The sequence below is a fragment of the Halalkalibacter krulwichiae genome (assembly GCF_002109385.1).
In the GTDB taxonomy this organism is placed as follows: Bacteria; Bacillota; Bacilli; order Bacillales; family Bacillaceae_D; genus Halalkalibacter; species Halalkalibacter krulwichiae.
In genome coordinates, this window is record NZ_CP020814.1 from 3,785,443 (window position 1) to 3,804,867 (window position 19,425).

General features: G+C 39.3%; 19 protein-coding genes and 1 pseudogene. 2 read left to right on the top strand and 18 right to left on the bottom strand.

Features of this window, described 5'->3' with window-relative positions:
• Positions 1-166: 166 nt before the first annotated feature.
• On the top strand, positions 167-1,366 hold the full coding sequence (locus BkAM31D_RS19125) for an ROK family protein (protein WP_066160563.1): 1,200 nt from the start codon (positions 167-169) through the stop codon (positions 1,364-1,366).
• 36 nt (positions 1,367-1,402) lie between these two features.
• A complete protein-coding gene (locus BkAM31D_RS19130; RefSeq protein WP_066160566.1) occupies positions 1,403-3,010 on the top strand; it encodes a glycoside hydrolase family 43 protein in 1,608 nt (535 codons plus the stop codon).
• Positions 3,011-3,232: 222 nt separating this feature from the next.
• On the opposite strand, the pseudogene BkAM31D_RS19135 reads toward BkAM31D_RS19130, so the two are convergent.
• The 18 genes and pseudogenes from BkAM31D_RS19135 to BkAM31D_RS19220 form a co-directional block, all read right to left on the bottom strand.
• A pseudogene (locus tag BkAM31D_RS19135) lies at positions 3,233-3,700 on the bottom strand (endo-1,4-beta-xylanase); the annotation flags it as partial.
• A 105-nt stretch (positions 3,701-3,805) separates the two neighbouring features.
• Positions 3,806-5,227 carry an APC family permease gene (locus BkAM31D_RS19140; RefSeq protein WP_066160569.1) on the bottom strand — a complete coding sequence of 474 codons (1,422 nt, stop codon included), beginning with the start codon at positions 5,225-5,227 and terminating at the stop codon, positions 3,806-3,808.
• A complete protein-coding gene (locus tag BkAM31D_RS19145) occupies positions 5,211-6,281 on the bottom strand; it encodes a YheC/YheD family protein (protein WP_066160573.1) in 1,071 nt (356 codons plus the stop codon). Before BkAM31D_RS19145 ends, BkAM31D_RS19140 begins: the two co-directional genes overlap by 17 nt.
• 66 nt (positions 6,282-6,347) lie before the next feature.
• Positions 6,348-8,852 (bottom strand): YheC/YheD family protein, encoded by a 2,505-nt coding sequence (locus BkAM31D_RS19150; protein ID WP_066160578.1) that lies wholly within the window; start codon positions 8,850-8,852, stop codon positions 6,348-6,350.
• A gap of 262 nt (positions 8,853-9,114) precedes the next feature.
• On the bottom strand, positions 9,115-10,080 hold the full coding sequence (gene hag, locus BkAM31D_RS19155) for a flagellin Hag (protein WP_066160581.1): 966 nt from the start codon (positions 10,078-10,080) through the stop codon (positions 9,115-9,117).
• Between the two features lie 423 nt (positions 10,081-10,503).
• Entirely contained in the window at positions 10,504-10,731 is a 228-nt protein-coding gene (csrA, locus tag BkAM31D_RS19160) for a carbon storage regulator CsrA (RefSeq protein WP_066160584.1), read from the bottom strand.
• Positions 10,732-11,184 carry a flagellar assembly protein FliW gene (fliW, locus tag BkAM31D_RS19165; RefSeq protein WP_066160587.1) on the bottom strand — a complete coding sequence of 151 codons (453 nt, stop codon included), beginning with the start codon at positions 11,182-11,184 and terminating at the stop codon, positions 10,732-10,734. It lies immediately after the preceding gene.
• An 87-nt stretch (positions 11,185-11,271) separates the two neighbouring features.
• Positions 11,272-11,850: a DUF6470 family protein gene (locus tag BkAM31D_RS19170; RefSeq protein WP_066160590.1), complete on the bottom strand. Its 579-nt coding sequence runs from the start codon at positions 11,848-11,850 to the stop codon at positions 11,272-11,274.
• Between the two features lie 79 nt (positions 11,851-11,929).
• Positions 11,930-13,123, bottom strand: coding sequence for a flagellar hook-associated protein FlgL (gene flgL, locus BkAM31D_RS19175; protein ID WP_066160594.1), 1,194 nt, complete (start codon positions 13,121-13,123; stop codon positions 11,930-11,932).
• A gap of 16 nt (positions 13,124-13,139) precedes the next feature.
• Positions 13,140-14,837: a flagellar hook-associated protein FlgK gene (flgK, locus tag BkAM31D_RS19180; protein WP_066160596.1), complete on the bottom strand. Its 1,698-nt coding sequence runs from the start codon at positions 14,835-14,837 to the stop codon at positions 13,140-13,142.
• 37 nt (positions 14,838-14,874) lie between these two features.
• Complete coding sequence (locus BkAM31D_RS19185) at positions 14,875-15,369, bottom strand: flagellar protein FlgN (RefSeq protein ID WP_066160600.1); 495 nt, start codon at positions 15,367-15,369, stop codon at positions 14,875-14,877.
• Positions 15,370-15,390: 21 nt separating this feature from the next.
• Complete coding sequence (gene flgM / locus BkAM31D_RS19190; RefSeq protein WP_066160603.1) at positions 15,391-15,654, bottom strand: flagellar biosynthesis anti-sigma factor FlgM; 264 nt, start codon at positions 15,652-15,654, stop codon at positions 15,391-15,393.
• Between the two features lie 146 nt (positions 15,655-15,800).
• Complete coding sequence (locus BkAM31D_RS19195) at positions 15,801-16,223, bottom strand: TIGR03826 family flagellar region protein (RefSeq protein ID WP_066160606.1); 423 nt, start codon at positions 16,221-16,223, stop codon at positions 15,801-15,803.
• A gap of 93 nt (positions 16,224-16,316) precedes the next feature.
• On the bottom strand, positions 16,317-17,030 hold the full coding sequence (locus BkAM31D_RS19200; protein ID WP_066160609.1) for a ComF family protein: 714 nt from the start codon (positions 17,028-17,030) through the stop codon (positions 16,317-16,319).
• Entirely contained in the window at positions 17,030-17,971 is a 942-nt protein-coding gene (locus tag BkAM31D_RS19205; RefSeq protein ID WP_085449825.1) for a helicase-related protein, read from the bottom strand. The genes BkAM31D_RS19200 and BkAM31D_RS19205 overlap by 1 nt, the downstream gene beginning before the upstream one ends.
• Before the next feature lie 20 nt (positions 17,972-17,991).
• On the bottom strand, positions 17,992-18,549 hold the full coding sequence (locus BkAM31D_RS19210) for a hypothetical protein (protein ID WP_066161086.1): 558 nt from the start codon (positions 18,547-18,549) through the stop codon (positions 17,992-17,994).
• The gene (locus BkAM31D_RS19215; RefSeq protein WP_066161085.1) at positions 18,536-18,919 is read right to left on the bottom strand and encodes a hypothetical protein; all 384 of its coding nucleotides are present in this window, start codon (positions 18,917-18,919) and stop codon (positions 18,536-18,538) included. The genes BkAM31D_RS19210 and BkAM31D_RS19215 overlap by 14 nt, the downstream gene beginning before the upstream one ends.
• A gap of 105 nt (positions 18,920-19,024) precedes the next feature.
• Complete coding sequence (locus tag BkAM31D_RS19220) at positions 19,025-19,381, bottom strand: hypothetical protein (protein WP_066161082.1); 357 nt, start codon at positions 19,379-19,381, stop codon at positions 19,025-19,027.
• Between the last annotated feature and the right edge of the window lie 44 nt (positions 19,382-19,425).

Below are 19,425 nucleotides of genomic sequence, written 5' to 3' on the forward strand. Positions count from 1 at the left end.
ACAAAGTGTATAATAGACTCATAAGTGTTATAATGAAATCATAGGAAGCCTTACCATCCTTGACTATTCAATCCTTTTCTAGGATCTATTAACCTTCCTCTTGAATTTCAACTTTCAAAAATTTTTTTATACTGACAACAACCTACTATGAAAGGAGTGAAAGAAGTTGAAAACAGTGAAAACGTTTAATCAACATGTTGTAAAAATTAGAAACAAATCTCTCGTCCTTCATGCGATCAAAGATTCCTACCCTATCTCAAGAGCTGAGTTAGCTACAACGATTGGCTTGAATAAAGGAACGGTCTCTTCTCTAGTAAATGAATTATTAGAAGAAAAATTAATTCTAGAATCTGGACCTGGCGTTTCAAGCGGCGGCCGTCGTCCGGTTATGCTCTTGTTTAATAAAACGGCTGGCTATACAATCGGAATCGACATTGGCGTCAACTACGTCCTTGCCCTTCTTACCGATTTACAAGGCGTGATCGTCAATGAAAAACGCATTAAAGTTCAACAACCTTCTTTCAATGAAATGACAGACGTACTTTATCATGTCATTGATGAACTTATAGCAAGTGCTCCGACTAGTCCATATGGCATCGTTGGAATTGGTATTGGAGTTCCGGCAACGGTTAGCAATCATGAACAAATATTACTAGCACCTAACCTTAAATGGAAAAACGTTGATTTAAAATCAGTAGTCGAAGAAAAATATCAAATTCCAGTGAAAATTAAGAACGAAGCCAACGCCGGTGCTTATGGCGAAAAGAAATTTGGCGTAGGGCAAGCGTTTGATGACCTCATTTATGTCAGTGGAGGAATTGGAATTGGGGTTGGCCTCATCTTAAATGGCAACCTATATAAAGGACACAACGGCCTTTCCGGAGAACTTGGCCATATGACGATTAACATTGACGGCCCGGTATGTAACTGCGGCAATAAAGGTTGCTGGGAATTGTATGCTTCGGAGCGCGCCTTGTTGAAATTGGCTGAAGACCAAGGAATCACTCCAAAAGGCGAGCAAGTAGTAACGCTTGAATGGATTATCAGCCAAGCAGAAGCTGGAGATGAACAAACGTTACAGCTGATTCAACAGCTAGCCAACCATTTAGTCGTTGGCCTTACGAACATCATTAACATTTTCAACCCTGAACAAATCATTATCGGAAACCGTCTTGCAGCGTTGCAAAGCTGGCTGATTGGACCGTTAACCGACCACTTAGAGAAATATGCACTTGCTACACATCAAAAAGACTTAAACATACATTTTTCTAAATTAGAAAAGCGCTCCGCTGCACTCGGAGTTGCCGCATTCGCTGCAGAGAACTTTCTAACAATGAATTTAGAAGAAGAGCAAGCTATCTTGTAAGCGCTATAAAAATTCTAAAATAGAGGTGGACATACGATGACAACGATTCAAAACCCAATTTTAACTGGCTTTAATCCAGATCCAAGCATTTGTCGTGCAGGTGAAGACTACTACATTGCGGTCTCTACGTTTGAATGGTTTCCAGGTGTCGGCATTTATCACTCGAAGGATTTAAAAAATTGGCGTCTCGCATCAAGACCATTAAACCGTCTTAGCCAATTAAACATGATGGGAAATCCAGACTCCGGCGGTATTTGGGCTCCTGCTCTTTCATACAGCGACGGCAAATTCTGGCTCATTTACACAGATGTAAAAGTAACAGAAGGACAATGGAAAGACAGCCACAACTACCTTGTCACATGTGACACAATTGACGGCGAATGGTCTGAACCGGTTCACTTGAACAGCTCAGGCTTTGACCCATCACTCTTCCATGATGACGACGGGAAAAAGTATTTTGTGAACATGGTTTGGGATCACCGCATCTCTCATCACAACTTTTACGGCATTGTCCTTCAAGAATTTTGCCCAGAACAAATGAAGCTGATTGGCAAAAAAGAAGTCATCTTCAAAGGTACAGATGTGATGCTAACAGAAGCTCCACATTTATATAAAATGAACGGCTATTATTATTTGCTAACTGCAGAAGGCGGAACAAAATATGACCACCAAGCGACAATTGCTCGTTCGAAAGATTTATGGGGACCATACGAAGTACACCCAGAAAACCCATTGATTACGTCGTTCCCATATCCGCGTAACCCACTGCAAAAAGCAGGTCATGCGTCGATCGTTCAAACACACACAGACGAATGGTTCCTCGTTCACTTAACGGGAAGACCACTGCCACAAGAAAACAAACCTTTGCTTGACCCACGTGGCTTCTGTCCACTTGGAAGAGAAACAGCGATCCAACGTCTAGAGTGGAAAGAAGATTGGCCTTATGTCGTTGGCGGTAACCAACCATCGCTCGAGATTGAAGGCCCAGCGATCGAAGAAGTAAAATGGGAAGCAGACTTTGATGAAAAAGACGATTTTGATCATGAGACATTAAACCTTCATTTCCAAACATTGCGTATCCCTCTTGGCGAGAACATCGTTTCACTAAAGGATCGCCCAGGACACCTACGCCTGTACGGAAAAGAATCGCTCACATCAAAATTCACACAAGCTTATGTAGCAAGACGCTGGCAGCACTTCAAATTCACAGCGGAAACAAAAGTTGCATTCCAACCTGAATCATTCCAGCAAGCAGCCGGTCTCGTTAACTACTACAACACGCAAAACTGGACAGCGCTCCAAGTAACATGGAACGAAGAAAAAGGCAGAATCCTAGACATCACAACATGCGACAACTTCACTTTCGCTCAACCGCTAAAAGGTCGCGAAATCGTTATCCCAGAAGATGTCGAGTACGTATACATGCGCGTTGACGTACGCACAAACCTATACCGTTATTCATACTCATTCGACGGCACGAACTGGAATGAAATCGAAATAGACTTCGAATCTTACAAGCTGTCAGATGACTACATCCAAGGAGGCGGCTTCTTCACCGGCGCATTCGTCGGAATGCAATGCCAAGACACATCAGGCGAAGGCCTCCCTGCTGACTTTGATTACTTTACGTATAAAGAAAGATAATAGGAATAGAGGGCGTGTGAAATGAGACTTTTTCATACGCCCTCTTGCGTTCCGAAGCTAGCTTTTTTCGGCGAGTTTGGTAAAAATATCGCCTACACTTGTTGGTTTTTCGGCGAGTTTGGTTCAGATATCGCCCACACTTGTTGGTTTTTCGGCGACTTTCATCAACATATCGGCGCCTCAATAAGAAACAGCTCTGCTTTGGCAGAGCTGTTTTCTTTATTATTTCATAATCTTCCAATACGCAGGTTTCACATAGTAATTTTCATCAAATAGAAACGGCGCATCTACTCCAACACCATCATTGTACTCCTCGGCACGGTCATCAAGCCATGTATGGTTATCAGCAATACCCCAGAATGTGACGCTGCTAATGTCTGCTTTCAAATTCTTATCCGTATAAAGCTCGAACAATTGGCCATAGCGTTCTGCTTGAGCTTCAAATAACTCCTCTGGAATTTCTTCATACGTTCCATAAGCACCAGTTGGTGGCCAGCCGTAAAGACTAACATCAAGCTCTGTAACTTGATTATCCAACCCTAATTCAGCAAACTTTTCAAATGAATCTTTTATTTCTTGAATTGTAGGCCAACCAATTTGAATATGCGCTTGGTGACCAACTCCATCAATCGGAACTCCGTCTTCTGTTAATTCTTTCACGAGATCATAAAGTCGATCTTTCTTTGGTTCTTTTAGTTATGTCCCAGCCTCATCCAAGAGACTACTTAGATACTAATCAATTTACTAAAAACATTATAGATACATTACACAATTATAATAATTAATTTTAATCCATTAATCATCATTCAAGATATAATATCGTAAATCTTTTTCATCAATTCTAGAATAATCTTTACGAATAAATAAATAAAAAATAAATCCTATAAGAAACCAGGCAATTAATGCAATTATAGAAGGCATTTTTAATGCTGCTGGTGATATTGGAATTAATAATAATAATATGAATATTATACTAAAGGTTATCCCCGAAAGAGCTATTAGTTTTTTTATAGGAGCGAACACCTGATTTCCAGACCGTTTCCAAGATAAAAGTTTATAGGCTGCAATACATGTAAATAAATAGCCAACTGTTACTCCTATAGATGCCATGTCAACAATCCATGATAAAGCTGGCCTACCGAATAGCATCAAAGGTAACATTGTTATTGCAATAAACCAGATCGCTTTATATGGTGTTTGATATTTCGGATGCAAATCTTCGAAAAACTTAGGTAACGCTCTTCCTCTTGCCATCGAATACAAGAGACGGCTAGAAGAATTTAAAAAACCATTTAACCCTGTGAAAATCCCCATTATAATAACAATTGTTAAAACTAACAAGCCCATTATACCTGCTGAAGAATAAATGATATCACCTATTAACCAGAGACCACTATTACTATTAAAATTAGATATATCAAATGTCCATGATGCTACACCAATCATCACTATATAAACTAATCCAGAAGATAATAGTGATAAAATAATTAACATAGTAGTTTTTTGGGTTGAGAATTTAAATTCTTCTGCTGCCTGTGGTACATTGTCAAACCCTACATATGCCCAGGGGGCTATTGCTAGTACAACTAATATAGAGACAGTAATTGATTGATTTTCATTAAAGGCTGGTTGCATATTCATCAACGGAAAATCCGCAAAATTAAATGTATAAATAGCAATGATGACTACACCAACTGCTAAAATAACAGAAAAAAACAATTGGAGCTTTCCCGAAAATTTAGATCCCTTAATATTAAACAGGGCGAATAATACAATCATTATAGAAGAGATTATTAACTCAGGTATATAAACTTCCCAACCAGCAATTGTATACAAATAACCTTGTTTCATAAATAAAGGATTTAAATATTTCAGTAATAAAGAAAAAGCAGACGCATTAAGGGCAACAATACTAGCATAACCCAATACCATGAACCATCCTGTTATAAAAGCCCAATTTCTACCTGAACTTAAATAAGCATAAGCATACCCTCCACCTGATACAGGATAACGGCGAATTAGTACACCATAACATATTGCGATCATCATCATGATTGTAGCTCCTAAACCTAACCCAATCATAGCTCCTATACTACCAGATTGATTAACCCAATCAGTAGGTAAGATAAATGCTCCCCAACCTATTGAAGATCCAAAGGCAATCGACCAAACCCATGACGGTTTTATACTTCGCGCTAGTTCACTTCTTTGCGCCATAATAAATTCTCCTTTCTTCTTTATTCAGAACATATTGATAATACATTGTTCGTGTAAAAGCAATGGATGTTGGTGCAAAGGTAATAGCTGGAGCACCATTAACTTCAAATAGGTATAATTCTCCTTCTGGAGAAATCCCAATATCCAAGCCAAGTGTCATCAATTCTGTTTGTCTTACCTTCTCTACTATTTGAGCTATCAAAATACCTAAATAGTTCAGTTTTTCATTTATTTCATTTGCCCTTCCGTTAAAATTTGCTTTTAGAAATTGTAAACAATCTGCAATACCTCCTCCTTGATTTACATTAGAGATAACTTTTTGACCAATTCCAATTCTAATAGGCTTTTTTACAATAGCCCATTTACCCAAACCGTCCTTTTCAAGATGCACTCTACAATCAAATGGGTCGCCTTGTCTTGTACTTGACTGTATATACTTTTGCAGAATATATTTCCCACCCGTAAATTCATTTTCAAAAAGATTTATAAACTCATACAAATCAATATTTTGAGTTTTTGTTTGATACTCAACTTGATAATTGAAATCATCTAACTTTGTTACCAAATATACTCCTTTGCCTCCTAAACCATTAATGGGTTTTAAAACAACCTTTTTATCATGATTTAGGGCATTATCTATATCTTTAAAATTTTCTACTCTTAACGTAGGTATTAGGTATTTTTCAATTTCACTATATTTTTCCAATTCTAAATTCATTAATTCCTTTGAGATAATAAAAGGATTTGATGAAGCGAGTTTACCAAGATTTAAACGATTATCTGATAAAAGAGTGTTTTTCTCAAGAAATTCAAAAACTACTCTATTATTTTCCGAATATTCATAGGCCGTCACATCTATAAATAAAGGAATCTGAGTTTTAACGGTCACCCAATTATTTCTAATTAAAATCTTACCAGTAATTTCATGATTACTGATATTGATATCTTTTGGTGTAAGGTAAATTAATTCTATTCCCAATTCTTTACATGAAATTGCTAATAACTTTGCCATCTGACTAGGCTGTGCTCTTGATCTCAAATAACCTACGAACATACTAAAGCTCCTTATTAGTTTTACTATTTACATATTAATATATTAAGTAGATATCAATTTAATCTATTATAGCTTTTTTTCAGCCAATTTTATCGCATAGGGAATTGCATGTTTTGCTAATTCAAATTCGTAATTTATAAAACCTGGCTTGTTCACATTTACTTCTATTAATTTCAGCTTCAATTCTTTATCAACCGCTATATCTAACCCAATTTCATTTATTCTTTCCTCATACAGCCTTTCGAATTCCACAGCTACATTTAATGATAGTGTTCTAACCTCACTCTCGATGTTTATATATATATCTTTGCCAAAATTTCTTTCTAGAAAGCTAGAAAGTTTACCAATATAACCACCTTTTCTTAGAACTAAGATAACCGCATGATAAACTCCTACCCTAGGGTGGATATTCACAAAAGACCAATCATTTTTTTCATTTTTCATCATGTGCACCCTAATATCAAATGGTTGATTGTCTATTGTTCTCGATTCAATATATTTTTGTACAATGAATTTTCCATTCTTTAAGATCTCTCTTAAATACTGAGTAAGGTACATTTCACTATAAGTCCGTTCAATTTCCCCCAAAGCTAAAAAGTAATTATCAATGTTCTTTTTTTCAATAAAATGAACACCATTTGCAAACGATCCTACCTCTGGCTTAACGATTATTTTTCCATATTTATTCAAAAAATCAAAAATATCTTTAACTCTTTCTACCTTTTTATAAGGAATTATATTTTCATCTAGAGCATTGGATAAATTCAACTTATCGTATACTTCAAGCTTACTGATAGAATTACCAAAGAATTCATTTGTAAACGGGATTCCTTCAAACTCTTCATAAATATGGCTATAACTTTTCATTCCTCTTAGTCTTAGGCGATCGTAAATAGCATGTGGATATTCAACAATTTTAGGTATCCACTTTTTATCTTCATAGTAATAACCCCGAATTAACATTTCATCGTAATCAATATCTTTAGGGGTAAAGTAAAAAAATTGGACATCTTCGTACTTAGCAACATATGCACAAGCGATCGCTAAATTATTATTTTCAGATTCGCTTACTAACATTCCGATTCTGTATCGACCATCCGATTCTACTTTTTCTAATTTCGTTTTCAATACATCAAATTGACCATCGGTATTAACCTTCTTATTAAATTCATTAATAAAAAATAATTGATTTTTCCCAACATATTCTGCATAGGCAATAGTTTTTACTGCTCTCTCTTCCTCATGAAACGTCGACTGTGGACTAGTATTTACCTCGTGTAACCAAAAACGCCCATTTTCATCTATGGCTAAATCTAATCCCAACTCATCAAATGAAAACCCATATAGCTTATCAATATGTTTAGTTAATCCTAGTGATAAGTCAATTAGTGCCTTTTCATATTTATTACCCGCTTTTCCAAATTCTCTATACAATAAATCAGTCAGTGATATAACTTTACCACCACGACTAATATTACTCAGTATGGTTTTTCTATTCCCAATTCGAGGATATACTTTTGTTATTTCCCATTTTCCCTCTCCATTTTTTTGAACATGAGCTCTAATATCATAAGGTTCATCATTTTTAGTTCGACATTCCACGTACTTTTGAACTATGTAAACCTTTTCCTGAAGAAATTCTTCTTTAATCCAATGATTTAGTTCTTCTTCACTTAAAATATGTTGTTTTTGGTGTTCTAAAATAGAAAAACGTTTCCCTTTTTTTTCAATAAAATAAATATTATTACCTTGACTGCCTTTAATAGGTTTCACTACTATTCTTTTGTTAACATTTAAAAAAGATTTAAGTGTAGTTTCTTTTGCAATGATCTTAAAAGGTATTAATAATTCATCATACTTTCTAGATTCAACTATTTTTTTAGGAAGGTGAAATTTATCACCTATATTAAAACACGTAAATGGAATTTCTCTTCTCAATCTTCTTTCAGTACGTGACCAATAAACTCGGGCTTTTGGCGATATATTATAAATCACCTCGGGAAAAGGAACACTTTCAATTATCCATTCTCCATCATCATAAACATTAGCCTTAATCTGTTTTAGGTTAAAATCCACAGCCTTAGAGCTAAAAAATATAAGCTTAATATCCCTTTTTTTACTTTCTTTTAATAAGGCACTTACACGCTCAGGCCTTATTTTATTAATAGGATTTTCCTGACAAAGATAAATACCAATTGTTATCGAATGCTGTTCACCTCTACTATAAAAATCTTCTTCATCTAAAACTTCCTTCCACTGCTGAAGCTGTGGCATTAATGTAAATTGCATGACTTCACTAACTTTAATTAAATTTCTTTCTTCTATTAATGTTGTTATAAGAGAGATCGTCTTTTTAATTTTTTCAATATTATTTTGCATGTAGCCATTTGCTAAAGCCAAATCTCGTAGATTCTTTTCAATAGCTCCAAATCCCTCAACAATTGAACTAAAAATTAAAATTGTTTCGTTAAATTTCATTTCTCTTGCTACAACTTGGAAGTGGTCTCCAGCTTCTATTAATGTTTCTATTATCTTTCCCGATTGAAAAAGTAATTTTTCTCTTTGTTTCATCACAGATGCTCTCCTTTATAATTTGATAAAGATATATTAACTAAATTGAATCAATTTCATATTACATATTCATATGTAAACTACTAAAACATTTAAATTGAATATAACTTAATATTTTTCTATAGTTGAATTATTAAATTTCACCCAACATTTATTGACATTCATTTAATTGTTCACTTCTATGAAATTGATTCAATTTATATTATTGTTTACTCAGTAAAAAAGACCCTATTACTTCAGGGTCTTTTTTACTACCGATAAATTATCCCAATAATTGAAGTACGGCTTGTGGAGCTTGATTCGCCTGTGCAAGCATTGCTTGAGAAGCTTGAGAAAGAATATTGTTCTTTGTCATCTCCATTACTTCCCGCGCCATATCTACATCTCGTATACGAGATTCCGCAGCCTGTAAATTTTCAGCAGATGTATTCAAATTGTTAATTGAATGATCTAACCTATTTTGTAATGCACCTAATTTTGAACGTTCGCTCGAAACTTGTTCAATAGCTTTATCAATAGAACCAATAATATTATCGAAGGTTACAGCTCCTCCACCTTCACCTTCACCTTCACCTTCACCCGCACCCGCTGATTGGTGTACAGCAGTTGTCACATTAATGTTATTAATAGTGAGACCACCGCTTCCTTCACCTTCACCTTCACCTGCTGCGCTAACGTTCCCCAATGCACTCGCTCTCATGTCTGAAATATTTAAAGTTACAGTTTGTCTTTGATTAGCACCTATTTGGAAATTAAGGCTTCTAACAGCAGCGGCTTCACCTTCACCTTCACCTGCTGCTGCTTCAGCAAAATCACCAGTCATTAGCGTTTTAGTATTAAATTCTGTACGTTCAGCAATACCAGTTATCTCTGAGCTTAAAGCTGTAAGTTCATCTTGAATAGCATCTAGATCTTCTGTAGTATTAGTATCATTAGCAGCTTGAACTGCTAATTCACGCATTCTCTGTAAAATTGAATGCGTTTCATTTAGAGCACCTTCAGCAGTTTGAATTAATGAAATACCATCCTGAGCATTTCGAGCAGCCTGGTCTAAACCACGAATCTGAGCACGCATTTTCTCAGAAATTGACAATCCTGTAGCATCATCTCCAGCTTTATTAATTCGCATTCCTGAAGATAACTTCTCCATTGCTTTTTGCCCCGCCATTTGATTAGCACCCATCTGACGATACGTATTCATTGCCGGAATATTATTATTAATAATCATTTCATTTCCTCCTTGAAATTCTCCGCCCACATCCTTGTGGTTGGATGTTGATTTATTTTGTGGGGCAGTGGGTCACGGTTGTCGGCCGTACTTCCGTGACTTCCTGCCTACATTCTTAATATCGGTTGATAGATTGAGATGTTTATAGTTTTTTTATGTTTTTTAAATTTTTTTTGCTATGTTGCTACGAGTTCGACTTCTTGGAGAATTTCGTCGATGTGAATTCCGGCGGTTTGGGAATGATGATGTCGTCAAGTGTTTGGACGTATGGGTTGAGGGGGGCTTCCTTTGAAACAAAGATTATTTTTCCTGTACGGCCGTCGGTGAGACAGATGAGGCTACCAATTGATTGCTCCATAACCTTGCGGATAAAGGTGGCTAACTAAAAAAACGAAAAGAGATCACACCCTTTTCGTCTATCGTCTAGTTCTTTCTTTCAAGAAACATCTTTAACGAGTCAATCGAGATACCTTGAGCGGCTTCATGGTTCTCTTCTTGAATGGCCAGGTATACTTCTTTTCGGTGAATTTCGACGTGTTTAGGGGCGTCGATGCCGAGTTTGACTTGGTCTCCTTCGATCGCGAGGATTTTGATTTCGATGTCGCCTGCGATCTGAATCGATTGTTTTAGTTTTCTAGAGAGAACAAGCATTTACTTTCCCTCCTTCGCTGTGACAGCGGCTTGCTTGAAAATTTGGTGCTTTGTTTGGTAGTCCGTGTCGCTTAGGAGGAGTTGTTTTCCCTTTTTCTTGTTGGCGTTAATGATGATTGGCCCTTGTAGGTTGGCGGTTGTTTCTTCGAATGGGTCTTTGACCGTCAAGACGACGAATGTGGCAACGTCTTCTTGTTTTTCGATCTCCAACTGTTCGATGGTCGCATCCGGTAGTTTCACTTCGTAGTTCGGGACAACTTCAAATGGGTTCATCATAATAAACGCAACATTAACGCTTTTAATCGATTGCAAGACGAAAAATGGTGTCCCTTCGTCAAACGGAAGCAGGATGAATTGCTTTTCGTCTTCAAATGCTGGAATGCCTTGAGAGAAAGTAAGGATGTTCTCTGTATGTATGTTAATCGTTCCTTGGTATTTTGTTTCAATGTTCATGCGGTCACACACCTTCTTCATCGAATGAGAAATTTCCATCATTGTAACATAGTCGGTCTTCATTTTTTAAAAAAGGTCGGTCAAGCTTTATAGACCTTTGTTCACAATACTGCCTACTGATTGAAAGGAAATGTGATTTTTTTGTTGCAAGTATGCTTCTGTTTGCCATTTTGGTATGTCTATTTGTACGTCTCGGCGGTTGATTGTGATGTTTGGTTTTCGTTCATTGGCCGTGATTGAAAGTTGAGATGGTTGAAAGTCAAAGCGGACGCGGTCGGCTGATTTCGGCATGTAGCCGATTGTCGCTTGTTTCGGCGGACGTTCTGCGTTCCATTTTGCTTGTCTCGCAATTATACCTGTGCCGTTTTCAATTCTCATTAGTTGATCGCCTTGTTGAGCCGTTTTGGCGATGTAGCTTTGTGCTATTTGTACAGCACTTGCGGCTTGTTCCCGTGAATAGCGTAGCACCGATTTAAGATTGGCGTCGGCAAACGCCTCGGTTTGATCAATCTGCATTTTTGCCTCTGTCGTGTTCATCTTTAAAATGTGGTGAGTTTGTTGAATCGACATCTCCGCTGCTGGCTGGTTGATTTTCATTTCCGCTCGGTGTGAGCGGAGCCCGATCCGCGCAGCGGTTTGCTCGATATGTATCGCTAGAAGTTGCACGTTTGCCTCCTCCTTTCTCTTTTAAAAAGGGGACTTCTCAAAAGGTCGATCTTTGACTTTGAGAAGTCCCCTAGCTCGCTTATCGCAAGAAGTCCATTAAAGTAGGCTGAATGATTCGTGCGCCTGATGACAGGGCCGCACGGTGGACCGTTTCTTGAGTCATTAAGTCGATGATGACTTTCTCAAGGTCCGCGTCTTCATTTTCTGACATGATCCGGTTCGCATTTACTTCTTGTTCGAGCAAGCGGTTTTCAATCATTTGGACGCGGTTTACTCTTGCGCCAAGTTCTGCTCGTTCAGCAACAAATGTGTTGATGTGTCCAAATAAATTGTCAATGTAGCTTGTGAGATCGGTCCCTTTCATCTTTGGGTCCTCGAGTGCTCGTTCAAGGCGGATGATGTCGCCAAATAATTCGGTACTGAATACATCTCCAGCGTTAATATTGATCGGAACCGTAACCCCTTTAAGCAATTCAACTTCAACCGCTTGAGTGTTAATAGAAACCGTGTTTGCATTTGCGACAATGACATCTCGTTGCGAGACACTATTTGTTAGCTGTTGCTGGCTTGTTGGATCGTTCGCGTTATAGTCTTGGTTTCGCGCCTGGAACGTAACAGCACCGCTTGGGCTAATCGTTAACCGAGTTGCTTCACTTGCAAACGCATCTGAACCGTATTCAGGGCTCGTCTGACTTTTATCTTGAAAAATATGTGAACCATTTTCTGTTCCAACATGCTGAAACGTTTTGCCGTTATAAATCACTTCAATCGACGAGAAATCGGTCGTCGTCTCATTTAGTAAAGCGGTAACGCCAAGGTCCATATTGTTTGTGTTTTTAATCGGTGCGGTTGTCGTGTCCGTTCCGTTGAAAATGTATTTGTTGCTGTTCTTTGTGTTACCGAGCGATTCCAAGTGTTCACGGAGCTGCTTCACTTCTTTTGCAATGTTTGCGCGGTCTTCAGCGTTATTCGTATCGTTCGCTGCTTGTGTCGTAAGTTCGCGCATTCGTTGCAGCACTTGTGTCGCTTGATCAAGTGCTGCATCAGCGGTATCCATCCAGTTGTATGCTTCGCTTAGATTGCGCTTGAACTGCTCGACTTCTGTTACTTGTGAGCGGTAGCGCATCCCTTTCATTGCAACAACAGGATCTTGTGAAGCACGTGTTATCTTCTTCCCTGTTGCAAGCTGGTCTTGGATTTGCGCTAACCGGTTGTATCCTTGATTTAAATTACGTAATGAGCTTTGGGAGAGCATCATTTGTGTGACACGCATTTAGATCCACCTATCCTTATCTGCCGACGACGCCCATACCGTTAATAATGCGGTCGAGCATTTCATCAACCATCGTAATATTTCGTGCTGCAGCATTGTAAGCATGCTGGTATTGAATCATCATCGTCATTTCCTCATCGAGAGAGACGTTGCTAACCGATTGCCTGCGGTATTCGACACTGTCTTGAAGCGAGAGTGAACTGTTCATCATTCTGCCAGCTTCCTGTGTCGATACAGCCATGTCGCCGATGACTCCTTGGTAATACGTGCTGATCGTACCGGAATCATTAGAAAAAGATAGCGTCGTGTCTTTCACATCTGCAAGGCGCTTCGCGTTTGTCCCATCACCGGCAAATGCTGTCGGGGCGCCGGTTGTAAAGTTTGAACTTGTAGTTAAAAAGTCGACAATGTTGCTGAAATACTGTTGATCACGTGGCGCATTGACTAGATCTTGATACACTTGCCTTTGGCCTGAAACGATGCTATTTATGTTGACACTTGATGCGGCTATGTTGTTCAAGCTCGCTTGGATATTCGAATCAAGCTTGATCGCTTTTGCGGCCCCTACTCCTTGTCCAACTCCACTTAGATCAAATAAATCACCACCGCGGTGAACAACTCCATTTTGATCCGCTAACGTAAAACCGATCGAATGAATGTTGTTCATCTCCGTTGCAAACACTTCGGCCATGCTATTTAATTCTTTCAGCATATTCGGATAGACACCAGTGACATCCTCAGGTGATGTTCCGTACCCGTATGCTTCAATGAGAGCTTTCATTTCGCCGCGTGGCAATGTGTTGAGGACATTTGTTCCCGTTCCGTTCCCTTCTCTGACGGTAAAGCCTGTCACAAAATGGGCGTTTGGCTGAAACTCAATTTCGAATTGAGCTCTCTCACTTGCTCCGGTTCCATCAACTAGATTAATAGGTTGTCCTGCTTCATTTTGAACCGGCTTGCCTTGATCATCAATTAAAGTAACCGTCACAGCTCCTTCTGCGGCAGGGTTTGTATTTCCAACGCTAGCTACGCGCTGAACTTGAATGTTTACAAGATTCGAGAGCTGATCTAGTAGGCGATCTTGCTCATCGTATAAGTCATTTGTAACATAGCCGTGCGGTTCTGTTTTCCGGATTTGTTCGTTCACTAAATCAAGTTGGCTTAACAACGAGTTGATTTCTAGGCGCTTGATTTCGATTTCGTTTTGATAATCATTTTGAATCATTGTTAACGAGTCATGTAAAAAGTTAAACGTCTCCGCGACCGCTACAGCACGTTGACGAACGACCGAGCGCGCTCCAGCATCTTCAGAATCGGCTGATAAGTCTTGCAGAGCTGTCCAAAACAAATCAATTTGTTGGCTCAAGCCTTGTTCCGATGGTTCGTTCAAAATGTCCTCCATCTTCGTTAACGCTTGATTGCGTGTTTGCCAATATCCGACCTTATTCGTTTCATTGCGGTATTGCACATCAAGGAACTCTTCACGTATCCGCTGAACAGAGCCTGCTTTCACCCCTGTTCCAAGGTTCCCTGGGACACTCGGGCTATTTCTGCCGACAGATGGGTACGATTCGGTTTGCGTAAAGTTCACTCGTTGTCTTGTGTAGCCTTCTGTATTGGCATTGGCAATGTTGTGACCTGTTGTATGCAGCGCATATTGCTGCGTCATCATCGCACGTCTGGCTGTTTCTAATGCATGGAATGTTGATAACACGTGACATCCTCCGTTTCACTATTTGGTGCGTAAACGATTACGCTTTCGAATCAAAAATCGAGCGGCCGTTTCCTATTGGTCTGTCCTCATGCTCATGCGGATGGTAGCTGACATCCTCTTGATGAGGGACCATTAAATCGAGGGAGAGGTTGACAAATCGCAACGATTCCGCGATTAAGTCTTGATTCAGTTCATTTTGCTGTTTCAGCTTTTGGGCATAATCGAGAAGCTGTTGTTGTAATAGTTCAAGCTTTTCCGCTTCTTCTTTCGTCGCATATCGCTTCACATCGGTCATCGTTGCGCCTTCTTTTGCCTCTCCCTGTTCAAATAAATACGTCCGTACGACTTTTTGACGCAGCATTTCTGTCGTTTGGAGTTTATGAGCGAGCTTAGATTCCTCACGAACGATTTGCTCGAGTGCCTTCATATCGCCTTTTTTTATTGGTTCAAGCTTATCCACTGCAAGGTGATACAACTGCTCGTGAATTTCAAACAAACGTTCAATTAATTGAGTAATCGCCTTGATCGACATCGCTTTTCCTCCTCCCTGACACTAGTTGTTGTTCCAATAATCATATAGTTTATTAGCAATTGCTTTTGAATCGACTTTGTATTCTCCAGAGGCAATTTGCTTTTTCAATGCTTCGACTTTCTCTTGTCGTTCTTTTTCGACCTTCGTCACTTGCTGCATTGATAAAGCTTCTGATGAAATTTCTACTTTATCTCGTTTCGCTTCTGTAGTCGCCGCTTTTTCTGTTTTCTCGATTTGCTTTCGATATGGATTTTGCGGAATGGAGTTATATGGATTAATTTTCATGGTGTCACCTCACTTTCTTTTTTTAAAAAAACGATCATAAAAACGTCCCGATTCTGTTAGATGTTATCCCTTGATCGATCGACCAATGGACTTTTCACTATCCTTACAGTTATTATCGGCACGTTTTTCAATTTTGTTAACTCTTTTTATTCAATCCGATCTTTTAATGTATGATACGTTCGTTCCATTCGATGTTTTTCCTTTGTTCGTTCTTGAAAGTCCTTTTCTTGTTGATCTTGCTTTAACCCTTTTAGAATATAACCCTTGCACCCATCACAAATTCTTCCTTGTTGAATAATCTCCCCACAAGATTCACAAGGATAGCCTAAGTTTGGGAACAACTTTGTACTCAGGCGGCCTTCCCGAACAAATTGCTGAAGCAAAGTAAGAGTAACACCTGTTTTCTCATGAACTTCGACCATTGTCGCCATTCGATTATGCTTCGACCTCATGAATTTTGAGACCGTTTCAAAATGTCCCTCTTGTTCCATGTAACATTGTGGACAAATCGAACGCAAAGCCTTAATGAAGATCTTTCCACAATTCGGACAGTTTTCAACATTCTTCATCGTCCTTCCCCCTCCCTTTCAAAGTCATTATAGCGGAAAGAAAACGAACTTGTTAGAGTGTTTCAAAAAAAGCTTGGATCATGGTCCCCTCGTCTATCTCGCAATCGTCATCGATGCCACCTCTTTCGCCCCGTGCGCTAGTAACATTTTACAAGCTTGCCGAATCGTTGTCCCTGTTGTGTAAACATCATCAATTAAGACGATTTTCTTTTGATGAATACGAGACACGTTTTCCTCGTTGATTTGAAACGTCTGCTTCTGAAAATCGGTAATTCGTTGGTCTCGATTTTTCTTGCTTTGCTTTTCACTTGTTTTTCTCTTCAAAACATCACTCGTCTCGCTCCATTCTTTGATGAGCAGTTCAGCTTGATTAAAACCTCTCGCGTAAAGTCGTTCGTCACTTAACGGAATCGCAACGGGCAAATAGCCAGCAAATTCCGTCCGGTAAAGCTTGTGCATCAGCGGCGAGAAAAACCGAGCGATCTCTGCATCACCGCGATATTTGTATACCGCAAGCCACTCTTTTAAAAAAGCATTGTACTCATACAACGAACAGTTGCGGGTAAGCAAACCTGTTGTATCAGCTCGCTGTTCCCAACGCCAGCAATCGAGGCACTGACTTTCTTTGATGTAGTTTTGCGGCAATGTTTGAAGCGATCGCGAGCAACGTATGCAGCGAAGATCGCGAAGTGGCACAAGCTCTGCTTCACAAAGCTGACAGAGAAGGGCTGCCTGTTCAAGCAGAAAGAGTGTTCTCCAACTAACCGGTTCGATGAAATGTTCATGGCACGACAGACATCGCCTCATCAAAATCCTCCTTCCTCATTCATGTTCGCAATATGGCTACGGGCTTTGAGCATTTCGTTCGTCACACCATAATGGAAAAAGACGACGTCTCCTGTTGGAGCTGTTTCTTTTCTGCCTGCCCTGCCGGCAATTTGGACGAGAGCAGACTCTTCAAAAATGGCATCATCTGCTCCGAACACCGCGACTTGCACATCAGCAAATGTCACGCCTCGTTCTAAAATCGTCGTCGTAAGCATTAAGGACTTTTTCCTCGTTCGAAATTGAGCCACTGCCTCATGACGAGTTGGTTCTTTTGCATGAACGGCAAAATGGTCGATTTGCCGCTGGTTGAGAATGTTTGATAATGTTTTTAATGCTCTCGTTGAAGGAACAAAAATCAGTTTTGGTTTATGCTGATGGCGAGTAATCCAATGAGCGACCGGTTCTGGTAAGGTGTTTTTACTTAGTTTTTTCGACCAATTGCCAAGCCATTGAAAACGTGGGACGGGCAGTGGGTAACCATGGTAACGTTTCGGGATTTTGACGACGTGTAAGTTCGGAGTAAATAAGACGGACTTAGAAGGAGTGGCACTTAAATAGATCATCGCGGCATTCGGTTTTGCTGCTTGTTCAACCGCATATTGAAGGCTCTTATCATAAGAAAACGGAAAGGCATCAACTTCATCGACGATGACGACATCAAAGGTTTTGTAAAAACGCATCGCTTGATGGGTTGTGGATAACACCAATTGTGCTCCGAATTTTCGCTCTTTTTGTCCACCATAGAGCGTTGAAATGTGTGTATGTGGAAAACTATTCTGAATTCTCGGGGATAACTCTTTGACAACATCGGTACGGGGTGTGGATAAGAGGACACGTTTTCCAAGCGCAAAAGCTCGTTCTAAGCCGTGAAACAGCACTTCTGTTTTCCCAGCTCCACAAATAACCGACAATGAAAACATAAGGATTCATTGCTACTTATTTAAGGAGCTATTATAATATTCTTCGCTTCTCCACGTTCATATTTCTCGATAAAATCTATAAGCAAGATTTCCAATATCCTCTCTACAGTGAAATGATGATCAGGAAACACTTTGGCCATGTCTGAAAATAATATTTCCATTCTCAGAATATCATCTCGATCTAGTCTCATAAATACGATCTCGAAGTCATCTTCTTTTCTAGGTTTTTTAATCGGATATAAAGGTACAGTCTCATCATCATCATTATTGTAATATCTTAATCTTACATTGATCGTCGATTTGTCTTTACTCATAAATAACCTGTTTAATCCTTTTACGTCCTGTGTACGTCTGACATGGTCCACAATATCATCTAATAGTAACTGCATAAGATCATCAAGTTTATATCTATCACCAGTGGTCACAGTGACGTCATCGCATAAATTACGAGCTCTAAATAAGACGTCATGAGGCATTATTAACTTTAAGCTAACCTTGGACGGAGTAAACAATTTAATAAAGGGCGATCGCCCTTGCAGTTCATTCTGCAATAACTTTCTCTCGCTATATGCCCTCAATGATAATCTCTCCTCTCTCCAATCTTAATGACTGCATGAAGATACGATGAGTAGCTTTGCGCACGCTTCTACACCCCCATAATGCGGCATAGTATGATATTTGCTCTTGTAAGTGCAGATCGGCTTTTATATGGACGGTTGTTTGATAATTATAATAAGGCACTTCTTCAAATTCATTATTTCTGGACAATGCGGATTTAAGTAACTGAGTACAATAGTCTGTTTCAGATTCATTCCTCCCAATCGAAGCCATAATTATGAAGTGTTTTTCATCTTTAGCGACAGGGATCTTAATGTCTCGTTTCTTATCAGATCGAGTTCTTCTTGAGACGTCTTTCTTCTTTTGATTAAGCATTGGGTTTAATCGCACTCTACTCCCCCACCTTCATTTTTAGGATTTTGCCTCCCTTAAGTCTGGGTAACTCGGTAACTCGGTCAAAAGGGAGGTTGTTGCACATGAGAGGAGGGACTGACGTCACAATTGTCTTCCATTAAAATTGATAGATGCATTCCCTCCTGGACTATATACTCTTGGACTGGTCTGTTGATAATTTTGTTGGACGACTTTCTTTGGTGGTGCTTGTGGTTTCTCTTGGACCACTTCTGCTTTATCGTGGTACCACAACCCATTCTCATCCGCTTCCCACAATGGATCAGGGAATGAGTGCCCCCTCTTTAGATATGGATCCATTAAATTTTTAAACTCTTGTGTGTGACCGGCAATAAATAAGGCTGCTCTGATAACCTGTGTGCGGTTTAAATGCGTTGCAGTCTCAAGGTTTGTTACATAGTCCTTGTAAAGATCATCGTATCTAACTGTTGGTCTGTACATACAATCCCTCCTGGCGTCATACTGACGTTTTTTAGCGCACATTG